This is a genomic window from Bradyrhizobium tropiciagri (genome assembly GCF_018130505.1).
GTDB classification, from domain to species: domain Bacteria; phylum Pseudomonadota; class Alphaproteobacteria; order Rhizobiales; family Xanthobacteraceae; genus Bradyrhizobium; species Bradyrhizobium tropiciagri_B.
On sequence record NZ_JAFCKH010000011.1, the window covers coordinates 24,072 to 38,054 of the forward strand.

At 65.8% G+C, this 13,983-nt stretch carries 16 protein-coding genes and 1 riboswitch; of the genes, 7 read left to right on the forward strand and 9 right to left on the reverse strand.

Annotated elements, in window-relative coordinates; genetic code table 11:
- Positions 1 to 63: 63 nt before the first annotated feature.
- Positions 64 to 870 (reverse strand): SDR family NAD(P)-dependent oxidoreductase, encoded by an 807-nt coding sequence (locus tag JQ633_RS26145; RefSeq protein WP_211987982.1) that lies wholly within the window; start codon positions 868 to 870, stop codon positions 64 to 66.
- 100 nt (positions 871 to 970) lie between these two features.
- On the reverse strand, positions 971 to 1,552 hold the full coding sequence (locus JQ633_RS26150) for a 6,7-dimethyl-8-ribityllumazine synthase (protein WP_211987983.1): 582 nt from the start codon (positions 1,550 to 1,552) through the stop codon (positions 971 to 973).
- A 77-nt stretch (positions 1,553 to 1,629) separates the two neighbouring features.
- Positions 1,630 to 1,784, reverse strand: a riboswitch (FMN riboswitch).
- Between the two features lie 466 nt (positions 1,785 to 2,250).
- Here JQ633_RS26150 and JQ633_RS26155 point away from each other — a divergent pair.
- Positions 2,251 to 2,751, forward strand: coding sequence for a YbjN domain-containing protein (locus JQ633_RS26155; protein ID WP_211987984.1), 501 nt, complete (start codon positions 2,251 to 2,253; stop codon positions 2,749 to 2,751).
- 137 nt (positions 2,752 to 2,888) lie between these two features.
- Entirely contained in the window at positions 2,889 to 3,776 is an 888-nt protein-coding gene (gene proC, locus JQ633_RS26160; protein WP_283812829.1) for a pyrroline-5-carboxylate reductase, read from the forward strand.
- 183 nt (positions 3,777 to 3,959) lie between these two features.
- Here proC and JQ633_RS26165 read toward each other — a convergent pair whose 3' ends face one another.
- The 5 genes from JQ633_RS26165 to JQ633_RS26185 form a co-directional block, all read right to left on the reverse strand.
- Positions 3,960 to 4,364: a thioesterase family protein gene (locus tag JQ633_RS26165; protein WP_211987986.1), complete on the reverse strand. Its 405-nt coding sequence runs from the start codon at positions 4,362 to 4,364 to the stop codon at positions 3,960 to 3,962.
- Between the two features lie 52 nt (positions 4,365 to 4,416).
- A complete protein-coding gene (locus JQ633_RS26170; RefSeq protein ID WP_211987987.1) occupies positions 4,417 to 4,620 on the reverse strand; it encodes a tautomerase family protein in 204 nt (67 codons plus the stop codon).
- A 132-nt stretch (positions 4,621 to 4,752) separates the two neighbouring features.
- A complete protein-coding gene (gene hisS / locus JQ633_RS26175) occupies positions 4,753 to 6,267 on the reverse strand; it encodes a histidine--tRNA ligase (RefSeq protein ID WP_211987988.1) in 1,515 nt (504 codons plus the stop codon).
- A 60-nt stretch (positions 6,268 to 6,327) separates the two neighbouring features.
- On the reverse strand, positions 6,328 to 6,840 hold the full coding sequence (locus JQ633_RS26180) for a YegJ family protein (protein ID WP_211987989.1): 513 nt from the start codon (positions 6,838 to 6,840) through the stop codon (positions 6,328 to 6,330).
- 288 nt (positions 6,841 to 7,128) lie between these two features.
- A complete protein-coding gene (locus tag JQ633_RS26185) occupies positions 7,129 to 8,208 on the reverse strand; it encodes a branched-chain amino acid aminotransferase (RefSeq protein WP_211987990.1) in 1,080 nt (359 codons plus the stop codon).
- Positions 8,209 to 8,540: 332 nt separating this feature from the next.
- Here JQ633_RS26185 and JQ633_RS26190 point away from each other — a divergent pair, with 332 nt between their 5' ends.
- Genes JQ633_RS26190 through JQ633_RS26200 form a run of 3 tightly spaced genes read left to right on the forward strand, consistent with a single transcriptional unit; the run spans position 8,541 to position 11,226 of the window.
- Entirely contained in the window at positions 8,541 to 9,095 is a 555-nt protein-coding gene (locus tag JQ633_RS26190; protein WP_211987991.1) for a MarR family winged helix-turn-helix transcriptional regulator, read from the forward strand.
- Positions 9,092 to 9,820 carry a response regulator gene (locus JQ633_RS26195; protein WP_433995694.1) on the forward strand — a complete coding sequence of 243 codons (729 nt, stop codon included), beginning with the start codon at positions 9,092 to 9,094 and terminating at the stop codon, positions 9,818 to 9,820. Before JQ633_RS26190 ends, JQ633_RS26195 begins: the two co-directional genes overlap by 4 nt.
- A 20-nt stretch (positions 9,821 to 9,840) precedes the next feature.
- A complete protein-coding gene (locus JQ633_RS26200; protein ID WP_211987992.1) occupies positions 9,841 to 11,226 on the forward strand; it encodes an ATP-binding protein in 1,386 nt (461 codons plus the stop codon).
- A gap of 281 nt (positions 11,227 to 11,507) precedes the next feature.
- On the opposite strand, the gene JQ633_RS26205 is transcribed toward JQ633_RS26200, so the two are convergent.
- Positions 11,508 to 12,044 carry a DUF3617 domain-containing protein gene (locus JQ633_RS26205; RefSeq protein WP_211987993.1) on the reverse strand — a complete coding sequence of 179 codons (537 nt, stop codon included), beginning with the start codon at positions 12,042 to 12,044 and terminating at the stop codon, positions 11,508 to 11,510.
- 42 nt (positions 12,045 to 12,086) lie between these two features.
- Positions 12,087 to 12,386: a hypothetical protein gene (locus JQ633_RS26210; RefSeq protein WP_211987994.1), complete on the reverse strand. Its 300-nt coding sequence runs from the start codon at positions 12,384 to 12,386 to the stop codon at positions 12,087 to 12,089.
- Between the two features lie 166 nt (positions 12,387 to 12,552).
- Here JQ633_RS26210 and JQ633_RS26215 point away from each other — a divergent pair, with 166 nt between their 5' ends.
- A complete protein-coding gene (locus JQ633_RS26215) occupies positions 12,553 to 13,047 on the forward strand; it encodes a hypothetical protein (RefSeq protein WP_211987995.1) in 495 nt (164 codons plus the stop codon).
- Between the two features lie 118 nt (positions 13,048 to 13,165).
- Positions 13,166 to 13,855, forward strand: coding sequence for a ribonuclease T2 family protein (locus JQ633_RS26220; RefSeq protein WP_211987996.1), 690 nt, complete (start codon positions 13,166 to 13,168; stop codon positions 13,853 to 13,855).
- Positions 13,856 to 13,983 lie beyond the last annotated feature (128 nt).

Sequence of the window (13,983 nt, forward strand, 5' to 3'; positions counted from 1 at the left end):
TGAGGGTGGGCACGCTTCGCTTTGCCCACCCTACGCAGGTTGCAAGTATATGGCGCCGCCGGCTTAAAACCCCGGCCGCGGCACGTGGCTCATCAGCGTCCGCACATAGCCGCCATCGACGATGATCTCCTCGCCGTTGACGTAGGACGAGCGGTCGCTGGCAAGGAACAGTGTCGCGTCCGCCATGTCCTGCGGCGCGCCGATCCGGCGCATCGGCACCACGGCGGTGCGGCGCTCGGTGACCCCGGGCGTATCGTAGAACGCCTGGCTCATCGGCGTCAGCACGAGGCCGGGGCTGACCACATTACTGCGGATGCCGTGCGGTCCCCATTCGGCGGCGAGCTGCTGCGAGAGCATCACGACGCCGGCCTTGCTGACGCTGTAGGCGCCGCTCTGGCCCTGCGCGTTGCTGGCGGCAATCGAGGCCACATGAATGAGGCTGCCGCGTCCGATCTTGCGCATCTGGCGGCCGAACGCCTGCGCGCAGATCAGATAGCCGGTGAGATTGACCGCCAGCACCGAATTCCATTCGGCGATCGACAGCGTGTCGAGCCCGCCCGGGCGCAACACCGCGGCGGTGTTGACCAGGATGTCGCAAGGCCCGAGCGTGCGCTCCACGCTTGCGGCGACAGTCGCAACGCTGGCCTCGCTGGTCGTATCGCAGCTCTCGACCAAGTGATGATCGCCGAACTCGCGCAGGGCCTCCTTGGTGCCGGCAAGCCCGCGCTCGTCGCGATCGATCGCGGCGACCTTGACGCCGGCACGCGCGAAGCTGACGGCGGTGGCACGGCCGATGCCGCCGCCGCCACCGGTAACGACGGCAACGCGGCCGGACAGGCCGAGCCAGTCGGTGGAATGTTGTTCGGTCATGGTCGCCTCCCGCGCTTTTGTTTTATGCTCGCAAGCATAGCCGAAAGCGCGGCAAGCGAGCGATCCCGGCGCGCATGCCGGGATCGCATTTACACCAGTGCTACCCGACGATCCCCGCCGCGACCTGGCCGCGCAGCCGCTCCAGGCTGAGCAGCGTATTGGCACAGGCTTCCGCGACCTCGACGCCCTTGATGGAGAAGTGACGGCGGAAGAAATCGTAGTGCACCTCGGTCTCGTGGAATTGCTGCGGCGTCAGCACCGCCGAGAACATCGGCACTTCGGTGCGCAGCTGCACGTCCATCAGCGCCTTGATCACGGTGTCGGCGACGAACTCGTGGCGGTAGATGCCGCCGTCGACGACGAGCCCGGCGGCGACGATCGCGGTGTAGCGCCGTGTCTTCGCCAGGATCTGCGCATGCAGCGGGATCTCGAATGAGCCCGGCACCTCGAACACATCGACATTGGTGATGTGGCGCGCCTCGATCTCCTTCAGGAAGGCGATGCGGCACTCCTCGACCACCTCGCGATGCCAGGACGATTGCACGAAGGCGACGCGCTGCGGTTTTGCGAAGCGCGGATGTTCGACCACCGGCGGCGATGCCGGCGTGTCGGACGCATTTTCCACTTCGGGGGTTTGGACTTCGGAAGCTTGGACGTCTTGGTCTTGCAACATCTGATTCATGGCTTTCCTCTTTCAGGACCAGAATCAGGGCATACGGACAACGACACGAGCCCCACGCTTACCGCGCGGGCTGCCGCAACCGTTCTCTTTCATCCGGACTTTAACCGTCGGCTTCGGAGTTGCACCGAATCTGCTGACCCTTGCTCCGGCTTCGCGGAACAAGGCGCTCGCGGGCTTGGGCTCATCGCCCTTTACCGCCGGTGGGGACTTTCACCCCGCCCTGAGAACATCGGCACGCCCGGAATGGACGTGCCTGAGCGGAAATATGACTAAACCGCGACAGGCGGGCAAGGCCTCCGGCACGGAGAATCGACATGTCCCCATGAGCGCTGTGCGCGTCTCGAAGTGCGCTGTGCGCGTCTCGGGCAACGCCATTTGCGGAGGTCTTGTGGCTGATTCATGGCCGCTTTCGGCGCGGGCAAATGGTTAACAAACCGTTACGACGTCGCACCGATTCCGGTTTGTTCTCGAAATCACAAGTATGGCGGAGATCAGCTGTGGACGATGCGCGCTTTGGCTGTGGACGGACTCGTGGTGCGGTTGCGCGGATTCCGCAAATCACATCACTTCATCCGCGTCAGGTCCAGGGGCATCCGGAAGCCCGCTTCAAGGAACTGCACTCGGCCACGACGCAGTTGTCGCACGTGCCGGCTTCCGTGTGCGTATCAAGCGATCATAAGAATAAGGGTCGAGACGGCATGTCCCTCCTCGAAAGCATTATCGAGTCCCGCAGTAACCCGCTTGCGGTGGTGGAGGATATCGCCACCGACAACAACTGGGCGTTCGAGCGTTCGGGCGAAGACGAAGTCACGATCGTCTCCAAGGGCGACTGGATCGACTATCAGCTCTCGTTCACCTGGATGGGCGAGATCGAGGCGCTGCATCTTGCGTGCGCCTTCGACATGAAGATGCCATCGGCACGGCGCGCCGAGGTGCAGCGGCTGGTCGCGGCGATCAACGAGCAATTGTGGGTCGGCCATTTCGACCTGTGGACCCACACCGGCATGGTCATGCATCGCCAGGCGCTGGTGCTGCCCGGCGGCCTCACCGCCTCGACCGCGCAGTGCGAAGCGATGGTAGTCAACGCGATCCACGCCTGCGAACGCTACTACCCCGCATTCCAGTTCGTGGTGTGGGCCGGCAAGTCGGCCGCGGAAGCGATGTCGGCCGCGATGTTCGACACCGAGGGCGAGGCGTAAGGCGCCTCCGCAAAACCGGTGTCGTCCCGGCCTAGTGCGCAATTGCGCACGGGGGCCGGGACCCATACTCCGCGGCCGTAGTGTTTGAGCAAACCGCTTGTCGCTCGCGCCGCACTTCACTAGAACCGCTGGTGGTTATGGGTCCCGGCCCCCGTGCGCAATTGCGCACTAGGCCGGGACGACGAACGGTGATTCCCGTGAACACATCGAGCGCATTGCAAAACACGACCGGCACCATCGCGCTTGCGGGCGCGGGCAAGATGGGCGGCGCGATGCTGACCGGCTGGCTGGCGCAGGGGCTGGCACCCGAGCGGGTCGTGGTGATCGATCCGCATCTTGCGCCGGAGATTGCGGCGCTTGCCGCCAAGGGCGTCCGCCTCAATCCGAAGGCGCAGGACGTCGGCACGGTCGACACGCTGGTCGTCGCGGTGAAGCCGCAATCGTTCCGCGAGGCCGGCGCCGCGCTGAAGGCCTACGTCGCACCGTCGACGCTGGTGGTCTCGATCATGGCCGGCACCACCATCGCCGCGCTGGAAGAGGTGGTCGGCGGCGCCGTGGTGCGCGCGATGCCGAATACCCCGGCGGCGATCGGCCGCGGCATCACCGTCGCGGTGCCGGCGCAGCGCGTCACCGCCGCGCAGCGTGGCATCACCGACGCATTGCTGCGCGCGACCGGTCTCGTCGAATGGGTCGAGGATGAAAGCCTGATGGATGCGGTGACCGCGGTCTCCGGCTCCGGCCCGGCCTATGTGTTCCTGCTCGCCGAAGAGCTCGCGCGCGCCGGCATCGCCGCGGGCCTGCCCGAGCAGCTCGCGACCACGCTGGCGCGCGCCACCGTCGCCGGCTCCGGCGAATTGCTGCATCGCTCGGAGCTGCCGTCGGCGACCTTGCGCCAGAACGTCACCTCGCCCGGCGGCACCACCGCCGCGGCGCTCGAGGTGCTGATGGCTGGCGACGGCATGCAGCCGCTGATGACCCGCGCCATCGCCGCGGCGACCAGGCGCTCGAAGGAATTGGCGAAGTAGCGCGTTTCACTGCTCCGTCACCCCCGCGCAACGGCTTTGCCGTTGACGCTGGAGGTGCGAGCGGAGCGAGCCTCGAAGGGTGCACGGCCCGTGGCCAATCCTTCGAGGCTCGCTCCGCTCGCACCTCAGGATGACACTGGCGTGTGGCCAAAGTTATTTTCTAAGGCGAAACGTGCACTACGGCTACGAGCCCGACTGGCCGGCGAGCCGCTTGTTGAACGTCTCGACATTGATCAGGCCGCGGGCGTGGCGGCCTTCGCCGAGCTTGCGCGTGCCTTCGAATGCGGCGACCTCGAAGCGGATCACGCGGCGCTCGACAGCGACCACTTTCGACGTCGTCCGCACCGTGGCGCCGACCAGCACCGCCGCCAGATGCCGGATGTCGACCTCGGTGCCGACGGTGACCCAGCCGGGCTGAAGCGCGGCGCGGATGGCGTCGCCCGACGCCATCTCCATGTCCAGGATCATCATCGGCGTCGCATAGACCATCGGCATGCCGGGCACGAAATGCCCGACCGTGCGCTCCGGCGGCACCACCAGCATGCGCTCGGCGCTCATGCCGATGGAGATGAAGTCGCGTGCGTCCATTGTGCCTCATAACCAGTCTCGTCCCGGCCTTGAGCCGGGACGACCGAGAGAGTTACTTCTTAGCTGCCGCCGCGCGCTCGACGAAGCTCTTGCCGCCCTTCATCTTGTGGTGCAGCGGCGCCTCGTTGATCTGGATCACGACGGCTTCCGCATCGACGCCGAGATTCTTCACCAGCGCCTGGGTGATGTCGCGCATCATGCCGAGCTTCTGCTCTTCGGTGCGGCCGGCGGCCATGCTGACGGTGATCTCGGGCATTGGAAGAACTCCCTGGTTGTTGTTGACGCATGAACCGGTCATTGCCGGGTTCGGCGCGCCATCTTTTTGAAGATGGCAGCGCGGGTCAAGCCCACGCAGGACAATCCAGCTATCCCAGGCTCACAATGAGGATCACGACCACGTCACGTCATGCCGCGCCAGCACCTCGCGGACCTTGGCGACGAGGTCGGCTTCCGTGCAGGAGAACTGCGCCGGGCGCGTCTCGCGCCACTCCTGGTTGGAGGCGATCGCGGCCGCGGCCTTGGCGCCTTCGATCAGGTCCTTGATCTGCACCTCGCCACGCGCCTTCTCGTCCGAGCCCTGGATGATGACGCAGGGCGAGTTGCGGCGATCGGCGTATTTGAGCTGATTGCCCATGTTCTTCGGATTGCCGAGATAGAGCTCGGCGCGGATGCCGGCCTGGCGCAGTTGCGCCACCATCTTCTGGTAGTCGGCGACGCGGTCGCGATCGAACACCGTGACGACGACGGGGCCGAACTCGGCGCGCGCGTCGAGCTGGCCGAGCATCGTGAGCGCGGCCTGCAGGCGCGACACGCCGATCGAGAAGCCGGTCGCCGGCACCGGCTCGCCGCGGAAGCGCGAGACGAGGCCATCATAGCGCCCGCCGCCGCCGACCGAGCCGAACCGCACCGGGCGGCCCTTCTCGTCCTTGGTGTCGAGCAGCAACTCAACCTCGTAGACCGGACCAGTGTAGTATTCGAGGCCGCGCACGACGGAGGGATCGATGATGATGCGATCCGCTCCATAGCCGGACCCGGCAACGAGCTTGGCGATCTCTTCGAGTTCGCTCACGCCGGCCTGGCCGATTTCGCTCTTGGCGAGGTAGGTCTCGGCCGCGGCGATCGCGTCTTTCCAGTCGTCGCGCTTCTGCGTGACGGCCAGGACGATATCGGCATCGGCCGCGCTCAAGTCGGCGCCCTTGGTGAAATCGCCCTTGCCCTCTTCGCCGCCATCCCATCGTCCGGGACCAAGCAGCTTGCGAACTTCCTCGGCGGGAAACTTGTCCAGCTTGTCGATCGCGCGCAGCACGGTGAGGCGTCGGCCTGCATTGTCATCGCCGCCGAGGCCGATGGCCTCGAGCACGCCGTCGAGCACCTTTCGGTTATTCACCTTGACGACATAGGAGCCGCGCGGAATGCCGAGCGCTTCCATCGTGTCGGCGGCCATCATGCAGATCTCGGCATCCGCCGCGGGCGAAGCGGAGCCGACCGTGTCGGCATCGAATTGCATGAACTGCCGGAAGCGGCCGGGGCCAGGCTTCTCGTTGCGGAACACGTAGCCGAACCGATAAGAACGATAAGGCTTCGGCAGCGCGTCGAAATTTTCCGCGACATAGCGCGCGAGCGGCGCGGTGAGGTCGTAGCGCAGTGAGATCCACTGCTCGTCATCGTCCTGGAACGAGAACACGCCCTCGTTGGGGCGGTCCTGATCGGGCAGGAATTTGCCGAGCGCGTCGGTGTATTCCATCGCCGGCGTCTCCACCGGCTCGAAGCCGTAGAGTTCGTAGACGGCGCGGATTTTTTCCACCATCCGGCGCGTAGCGTTGATCGCGGCCGGGCCACGATCTTCCAGCCCGCGCGGCAGGCGCGCCTTCAGTTTCTGCGATTTTTTCGGTTTGTCGGCCATCGGCGGCGTTTACCAGCCGCCGCGCTTAGCGGCAACCCGGGACCGTGCTTCCGCCGCCGCTTACGGCTGCTCCATCCGCGCGCGGAGGGCGTCGGCGTCGGCCTTCGGCATCGACTTCAGGAGCGGCTTGATGGTCTCGCCGCCGACGATCTTGCCATTGCGCATGAACATCCAGTCGGAGATGTCGGCTTGCTTGAACTCGACGAGATCGCCGGCCTGCTTGCCCGGCAGGTCGCGCGGCTGGTTGGCGAAGCGACCGGAATAGCCGCCGTTCGGCAGCTTCTTCACGTCGGCCATCCAGATGTGCTCGGCGCGGCTGCCGCCGGTCGGAAAGCGGACCTTGAGCGAATGCCCGCTCTCCGACGGCTTCGGCGCCTCATAGGAGGCCCAGAAGGTCGGCAGCGTCTCGCGGGCATGGCCGATCGCGACGTTCATTTCCGGATCGGTGGTCCGCACGTCGATGACGGCCGAGCGATCCTCGGCCTGGACCGGCGAGCCGGGTCCGGTGAACCAGAAGGCCGCGACGAGGATGAGCGCGGCGCAGTTCAAATGTGTCGTGAGAGGCTTGGTCATATTGTCACGCGAGAGGCTGGGATGATCTGAGGAGCAACCGAGACCTTTGTCGCGCGATCGCGCCGCGCCGTTCACGGCAGTCAGAAAATGACAGCGCGCCTTCAACCTCTCCCCGCCCTTTTGCGGGGAGAGGTCGAAATTCGCGTGAGCGAATTTCGGGTGAGGGGCATGGCAGGGAGGTCGTCGCAAAATGCGGTGTCTGCGGAGAGAAGCGCCCCTCACCCCACCCTCTCCCCGCGAGAGCGGGGCGAGGGAGTGAGAGAGCGTGCCTGCCTCACACCGCACGCCTTACGCGACGTTGCGGATCCAGTTGTGCGGATCGTTGGTGCGGCCATACTGGATGTCGACCAGCTTCTTGCGCAGCCCCATCGCGACCGGACCGGCCACGCCGCCGCTGATCTCGAAATTGCCGCTCGCCGAGCAGACCTTGCCGATCGGGGAAATCACCGCGGCGGTGCCGCAGGCGAACGCCTCCTTCAGCCGGCCGCTGGCGGCATCCGCGCGCCACTGCTGGATGGTGTAGGGCTCCTCGCGCACCTTGGTGCCGGCATCCTTGGCCAGCGCGATGATCGAGTCGCGGGTGATGCCGGGCAGGATGGTGCCGAGTGGCGGCGTCGCCAGCGAGCCGTCGTCGAACACGAAGAACACGTTCATGCCGCCGAGCTCCTCGATGTAGCGGCGCTCGACCGCATCGAGGAACACCACCTGGTCGCAGCCGTGCTGGATCGCCTCGGCCTGCGCGCGCAGGCTCGCGGCGTAGTTGCCGCCGCATTTGACGGCGCCGGTGCCGCCGATCGCAGCGCGCGTGTAATTCTCCGACACCCAGATCGAGACCGGCGCAGGCCCGCCCTTGAAGTAGGAGCCGACGGGCGAAGCGATCACCGAGAAGATGTATTCCGCCGACGGCTTGACGCCGAGGAAGATCTCGCTCGCGATCATGAAGGGACGCAGATAGAGGCTGCCCTCGCCGCCCGGGATCCAGGCGCGATCGATCCGCACCAGCTGGTCGACCGCGTCGATGAAGACGTCCTCGGGCAGCGGCGCCATCGCCATGCGCTCGGCCGAATCACGGAAGCGGCGGGCATTGGCGTCGGGACGGAACAGGTTCACGCCGCCGTCGTCGCGCTTGTAGGCCTTGAGGCCCTCGAAGATCTCCTGCGCGTAGTGCAGCACCGCGCCGGCCGGATCGAGCGGAAAATTCGCCCGCGCCTCGATGCGCGCATCGTGCCAGCCATTGGCCTGGCTGTAGCGGACGATGGCCATGTGATCGGTGAAAATCCGGCCGAAGCCCGGGTCCGCGAGCCTTGCCGCGCGTTCCTTGTCGGACGTCGGGTTCGGCGTCGGCTTGATGTCGAATTTCAAACTCATTGTCTTGCTTTCCGCTGTCGGAACCGGCGCGATGTCCGGCGCCGGCCTGTTTCCCCCGGGGGCCTGAAGGCCTTGGTTGGTCCGGACTTCATCACCACCGGCGAAGCGGCCGGTTTCCGTCGCCAACATGCCGGTTAGACATGCTTTTGCGGATTGCTGAAGTCCAGTATGTTTGCCGAAATGCCGCTCGACAATCGCACGGTAGTCCAATTCGCGGCCCAAACCGCCATCGCTGGCTCATTCAGGCCGCCTCAAACGCTGTCGGAGACGAAACGACCTAATATTTCGTCACGACATGCAGTTTTGTAACATTGAACCCAAGATACGTCAATATGACTGACATAAATTACTCAGGCATGGCTGCCAAGCCCGATTCGCAGGGAAGCGAGACCGCGTCCGCCGCGGCGGGCGGCACGCGCGAGCTGCGCTGGGACATCATCGAGCTGCTGTTCTTCGCCTACCGCGACTTTGTCGGTGACGCCGACCAGGAGCTGGAGGCGTTCGGCTTCGGCCGCGCCCATCACCGGGTGATCCACTTCGTCACCCGCTATCCCGGGCTCAAGGTCGCCGACCTGCTCGACGTGCTGCGCATCACCAAGCAGTCGCTCGGCCGCGTGCTCAAGCAGCTGCTCGACGAGGGCTACATCGTGCAGAAGACCGGCAACAACGACCGCCGGCAGCGTCTGCTCTACGCGACGCCCAAGGGCGAGGCGCTGGTCGCCAAGCTCGCCGGGCTGCAGACCGACCGCATCAACCGTGCGCTCGCCGGCATCGATGCGGCCGGCGCCGAGACGGTGCGCCAGTTCCTGCGCGCGATGATCGACCGCGACGATCCCGACAAGGTGCTCGAGGCGATCTTCGGCGGCGGCAAGAAAGCAAGGGAGTGACAGTGGCGCAGGCTGCAACCATGATGCGGGCGCCGGCCGAGCCGGCCGACGATGCGCCGCATATCCTGCTGGTTGACGACGACCGGCGCATCCGCGACCTGTTGTCGCGCTTCCTGTCCGGCGAGGGCTACCGCGTCACCACGGCGATGAGCGCCAGCGACGCCCGCGCGAAACTGCTGGGACTGCATTTCGACCTGCTGATCCTCGACGTGATGATGCCGGGCGAGAACGGCTTCGACCTCGCCCGCTTCATCCGGACGTCGTCGACGGTGCCGATCATCATGCTGACCGCGCGCCACGAGGCGGAGGCCCGCATCGAGGGCCTGCAGATCGGCGCCGACGATTACGTCGCCAAGCCGTTCGAGCCGCGCGAGCTGGTGCTGCGGATCGGCAACATCCTCAAGCGCACCGCGCCGCCGCAGGTCGCGATCGTCGAGCAGATCGCGTTCGGTCCGTACATCTTCCATCTCGAGCGCAGCGAACTGCGCCAGGGCGAGGAGATCATCCATCTGACCGACCGCGAGCGCGAGATGCTGCGCATTCTCGCCAACTCACCGGGCGAGACCGTGCCGCGCGGCGAATTGACCAGCGGCGGCACCGTCAACGAGCGCGCCGTCGATGTGCAGATCAACCGCCTGCGCCGCAAGATCGAGCACGATCCGGCCAATCCGCTGTTCCTGCAGGCGGTGCGCGGCATCGGCTATCGGCTGGTGGCCGCGCCGTAGGACACCGCGGAAGACATTTCATGAGCACGCTCGACTCCGGCCTGACCCTGATCAAGAACGCGTCGCAGCGCGTCTCGAAGGCCAATGGCTGGATGGGCAACGCGTTCAAGAGCTGGATGCCGACCGGCCTCTATGCCCGCGCGCTGCTGATCATGATCGTGCCGATGGTGATCCTGCAGACGGTCGTCGCCTTCGTCTTCATGGAGCGGCACTGGAACACGGTGACGCGCCGTCTGTCGGCCGCGGTGGTGTCCGACATCGCCGCATTGATCGACGTCTACAAGAACTATCCCCAGGACAAGGACCGCACCCAGCTGCGCCGCATCGCCCAGAAGCTGCAGCTCGTGGTCGACTTCCTGCCCGCGGGCGATATGCCGCCGCCGGGACCGAAGCCGTTCTTCTCGCTGCTCGACCAGACGCTGTCGGTGCAGCTCGGCCGGCAGATCAACCGTCCGTTCTGGATCGACACCGTCGGCAAGTCCAATTTGGTCGAGATCCGCGTGCAGCTCGACGATTCCGTGATGCGCATCTTCGCGCAGCGCAGCGCGGCCTATGCCTCCAATTCGGAGATCTTCATCTTCTGGATGCTCGGCACCTCGACCATCCTTCTGATCGTCGCCGTGCTGTTCCTGCGCAACCAGATCAAGCCGATCCTGCGACTGGCCGATGCCGCCGAAAGCTTCGGCAAGGGCCGTGAGGCGCCGAACTTCCGGCCGCGCGGCGCGCGCGAGGTGCGGCGCGCGGCGCAGGCCTTCATCGAGATGAAGGCGCGCGTCGAGCGCTCGATCGAGCAGCGCACCGCGATGCTGGCCGGCGTCTCGCACGACCTGCGCACCATCCTGACCCGCTTCAAGCTCGAGCTGGCGCTGATCGGCGAAGGTCCCGAGATCGATGCGATGCGCAAGGACGTCGACGAGATGTCGATGATGCTGGAGGACTATCTCGCCTTCGCCCGCGGCGATTCCGGCGAGGTCGCGCAGCCGACCGACATGGCGATGGCGCTGGAAGAGCTGCGCAGCGATGCCGAGCGGCACGGCCACACCGCGACGGTCGCCTTCCATGGCCTGCCTGTGGTGACGGTGAAGCCGGCCTCGTTCAAGCGCTGCCTCGCCAACCTCGTGTCGAACGCGGCGCGCCACGCCAACACGATCTCGATCACCGGCCATCGCGATCACCGTTACCTCACCGTCACCATCGACGATGACGGCCCCGGCATCCCCGCCAACATGCGCGAAGAGGTGTTCAAGCCGTTCCTGCGGCTCGACGATGCGCGCAACCAGGACGAAGGCGGCAGCGGCCTCGGCCTCGCCATCGCCCGCGACATCGCCCGCTCGCACGGCGGCGACATCATGCTCGGCGAAAGCCCGATGGGCGGCCTCCGCGCCGCGGTGCGCGTGCCGGTGTAGGACAGATCACGTAGCCCGGATGCAGCGAAGCGCAATCCGGGAAGCTTTGCCTTGTCGATTGACCAGCCCCGGATTTCGCTGCGCTCCATCCGGGCTAAGACTCAGAGACGGAATCGATCTTCGCTCTCCCCACGCGTCGTCCCGGCGAAAGCCGGGACCCATAACCACTGAAGGTTATTGTTGCGCAACGCTGGGGCCGCAGCTCGCTTGAACAACCTCACCCTGTGGTTATGGGTCCCGGCTTTCGCCGGGACGACGCGTGGTGAGATTCGAGGTCGCCGCTACTTCGGTGCCTGCTTCGGCAGCAGGGCCTTCAGCTTTTCCATGTCCTTGACGTTCATCTTCATGCCGCCGGGCATGACGATGTCGCCGGGCTTCTGGTCGCTCTTGCAGGCGCCGAGCCACTTCGCCTCGATGGTCATGGTGGCGTCGTGGGCACCCGACGGGCCGCCCTCGGAATGCGAGGTGGTCTTCACCGAATAGGCGGAATTGAAGTCACCGGTGATCTCGGCATGCGAGGTCACGTTGACGCCGGCGATGCCGCAGACGGAATCGCTGACATAGCCGGTCGCGGTCTTCTGGATGTCCTGCTTGGAGCACATCTGCTTGGCCATCGGCGAGGCCGCCGTGCTCATCTCCTTGTCGGTGGTCTCGTCGGTGCAGTGCTGCATGGTCATTTCCGGCAACGGCCCGCCGGTGCGCACCATCTTCATCTCCCACAGACCGGGCTTGCGAATCGGCAGGTCGACCGCGCCGGCGGCGCCGGCCGAAAGCATCAGGCCAAAGGCCGAACCAAGCAAAGCAAGCTGTCGCGTCATGCGCGTCGCTCCCGGCTGAAGGTCGAACAGATTGAGTCGCGCTCAGTAGAGCGTGCGGATCGGCCGTTGCGCCGAGCCGTAGGGCACCCAGCGGCAGGCGAACGAGATGTAGCCACCCGGATAGGTCGCCTTGGACAGGAACTTCACCACCTTGCCGTAGGTGGCGCAGTGGTCGACGGCGAGCTGCCGGGCGTCGGACTGCATCGCCAGCGAGTAGGCGATGATACCGCCGGTATCATTGCCCTTGAACGGCGGCACCGGCTGCATCCAGTCGGCCTGCGCCGGCACGGCGGCCAGCATCCCGCAAACGGCAACCAGGCACGCGGCCAATTTCCTTCGCATCGCAGTCTCCATTTCGCTAGCAGCCAACATAGAGTGCGTCGCAGGCCGTGAAAAGAACGAGCCGGCGGCGAACAGTGGACTTGTCCGCAGGTGTTGCCGCGCTGCACTTGACCTTGTCGGGGCTTCGCGGCACCGTCCGGCGCATCGGATCATCGGGTGGATTCCCATGCGCAACCTGTTCAGCTCCCCCAGAAAACTCGGCCACAAGCTCGGCCTCGGTGCGGCGGCCGTGGTCGGCCTGCTGGCCTTTGGGAGCCCGGCGCAGGCCGCCAATCCGTTCGAACTGAACTTCTGGCTGTCCGGCCCCCGCTACGACGGCCGCGTGGCCCCGTGCGAGAGGGCCTTGTCGGTCATCACCGACCAATTCCGCGAGAAGGAGGCCACCTTCTGGAATTCGCCGCTGGCGATCACCGGCTTCAGCCGGATCCACGAGACCGCATTCCGCCCCTGGCAGTCCGACAACATTCCACGCCGCTATTGCTCGGGTGACGTGATGCTGAGCGACGGCAAGGTGCGCTCGGTGCACTTTTCGATCCTTGAGGACGGCGGCTTCGGCGGCATCAGCGATATGGTCAGCCTCAGCCCAGGCGTCGAATGGTGCGTTACCGGACTCGACCGCAACTGGGCCTACAATCCCTCCTGCAGGGCCGCCCGCCCCTGATCTGACTTTCAATTCGGCCACAGGCCCCGGATAGCCCCGCTTCCGGGGCCGCTGCTTTTGTTCTTGAAATGTTCCGGTCACCTGCTAGGGTCCCGGCGGTCGAGTTAGGGAGCGTTTGATGCCTCGGTTGGTCACCATTTCCCGATTGCTCATTTCAGTTGCAGCCTTTGTGCTGTGCAGCGCCGTGACGGCCCCGGCCCAGGACCGCCGGCAGAACGCGCCGGGCGAGTTCGATTTCTACGTGCTGGCACTGTCATGGTCGCCCTCGTTCTGCGAGGCGGCGAGCGAGCGCGGCAACACCGGCCGCGGCACCCAGGCCCAGTGCAGCGGACGGCCCTACTCCTTCGTGGTGCACGGCCTGTGGCCGCAATACGAGCGCGGCTTCCCGGAATATTGCCAGCGGCCGTCACCGCGGCTCGCCCGCGGCATCATGACCTCGATGCTCGACCTGATGCCGGCGCCTGGCCTCGTCTTCAACGAATGGGACAAGCACGGCACCTGCTCCGGCCTCGGCGAGCGTGCCTATTTCGAGACCATCCGCAAGGCCCGCGCCGCAGTGAAGATCCCCGAGGAATTCCTGCAATTGTCGGAGCCGAAGACGATCGCGCCCGACGAGCTGGAAGCCGCCTTCATCAAGATCAATCCGGGCTTGAGCAGTGGCGCGATCTCGGTGACCTGCGACAGCAAGCGTCTCAGCGAGGTGCGGATCTGCCTCAGCAAGGATCTGCAATTCCGCTCCTGCGAGGAGATCGACCGCCGCGCCTGCCGCCGCGACCAGGTGCTGATGCCGCCGATGCGCGGCGGATAGCCTCGTCTCTTCTCATTGCAAGACGCCTGACGAAGCGTCCAGCGCGCGAGCAGAGACGGATCGCTTGCCCTTCGCGAGGCCGAGCGAAGAGGTCGCTCCGTGCGCGATGACGTGGTAACTGCTGACCC

What these genes read in the sequence shown, in the direction of transcription:
- JQ633_RS26145 (WP_211987982.1), bottom strand. Translation starts at nt 870, where the DNA reads ATGACCGAACAACATTCCACCGACTGGCTCGGCCTGTCCGGCCGCGTT.
- JQ633_RS26150 (WP_211987983.1), bottom strand. Translation starts at nt 1,552, where the DNA reads ATGAATCAGATGTTGCAAGACCAAGACGTCCAAGCTTCCGAAGTCCAA.
- JQ633_RS26155 (WP_211987984.1), top strand. Translation starts at nt 2,251, where the DNA reads ATGTCCCTCCTCGAAAGCATTATCGAGTCCCGCAGTAACCCGCTTGCG.
- proC (WP_283812829.1), top strand. Translation starts at nt 2,889, where the DNA reads ATGGGTCCCGGCCCCCGTGCGCAATTGCGCACTAGGCCGGGACGACGA.
- JQ633_RS26165 (WP_211987986.1), bottom strand. Translation starts at nt 4,364, where the DNA reads ATGGACGCACGCGACTTCATCTCCATCGGCATGAGCGCCGAGCGCATG.
- JQ633_RS26170 (WP_211987987.1), bottom strand. Translation starts at nt 4,620, where the DNA reads ATGCCCGAGATCACCGTCAGCATGGCCGCCGGCCGCACCGAAGAGCAG.
- hisS (WP_211987988.1), bottom strand. Translation starts at nt 6,267, where the DNA reads ATGGCCGACAAACCGAAAAAATCGCAGAAACTGAAGGCGCGCCTGCCG.
- JQ633_RS26180 (WP_211987989.1), bottom strand. Translation starts at nt 6,840, where the DNA reads ATGACCAAGCCTCTCACGACACATTTGAACTGCGCCGCGCTCATCCTC.
- JQ633_RS26185 (WP_211987990.1), bottom strand. Translation starts at nt 8,208, where the DNA reads ATGAGTTTGAAATTCGACATCAAGCCGACGCCGAACCCGACGTCCGAC.
- JQ633_RS26190 (WP_211987991.1), top strand. Translation starts at nt 8,541, where the DNA reads ATGACTGACATAAATTACTCAGGCATGGCTGCCAAGCCCGATTCGCAG.
- JQ633_RS26200 (WP_211987992.1), top strand. Translation starts at nt 9,841, where the DNA reads ATGAGCACGCTCGACTCCGGCCTGACCCTGATCAAGAACGCGTCGCAG.
- JQ633_RS26205 (WP_211987993.1), bottom strand. Translation starts at nt 12,044, where the DNA reads ATGACGCGACAGCTTGCTTTGCTTGGTTCGGCCTTTGGCCTGATGCTT.
- JQ633_RS26210 (WP_211987994.1), bottom strand. Translation starts at nt 12,386, where the DNA reads ATGCGAAGGAAATTGGCCGCGTGCCTGGTTGCCGTTTGCGGGATGCTG.
- JQ633_RS26215 (WP_211987995.1), top strand. Translation starts at nt 12,553, where the DNA reads ATGCGCAACCTGTTCAGCTCCCCCAGAAAACTCGGCCACAAGCTCGGC.
- JQ633_RS26220 (WP_211987996.1), top strand. Translation starts at nt 13,166, where the DNA reads ATGCCTCGGTTGGTCACCATTTCCCGATTGCTCATTTCAGTTGCAGCC.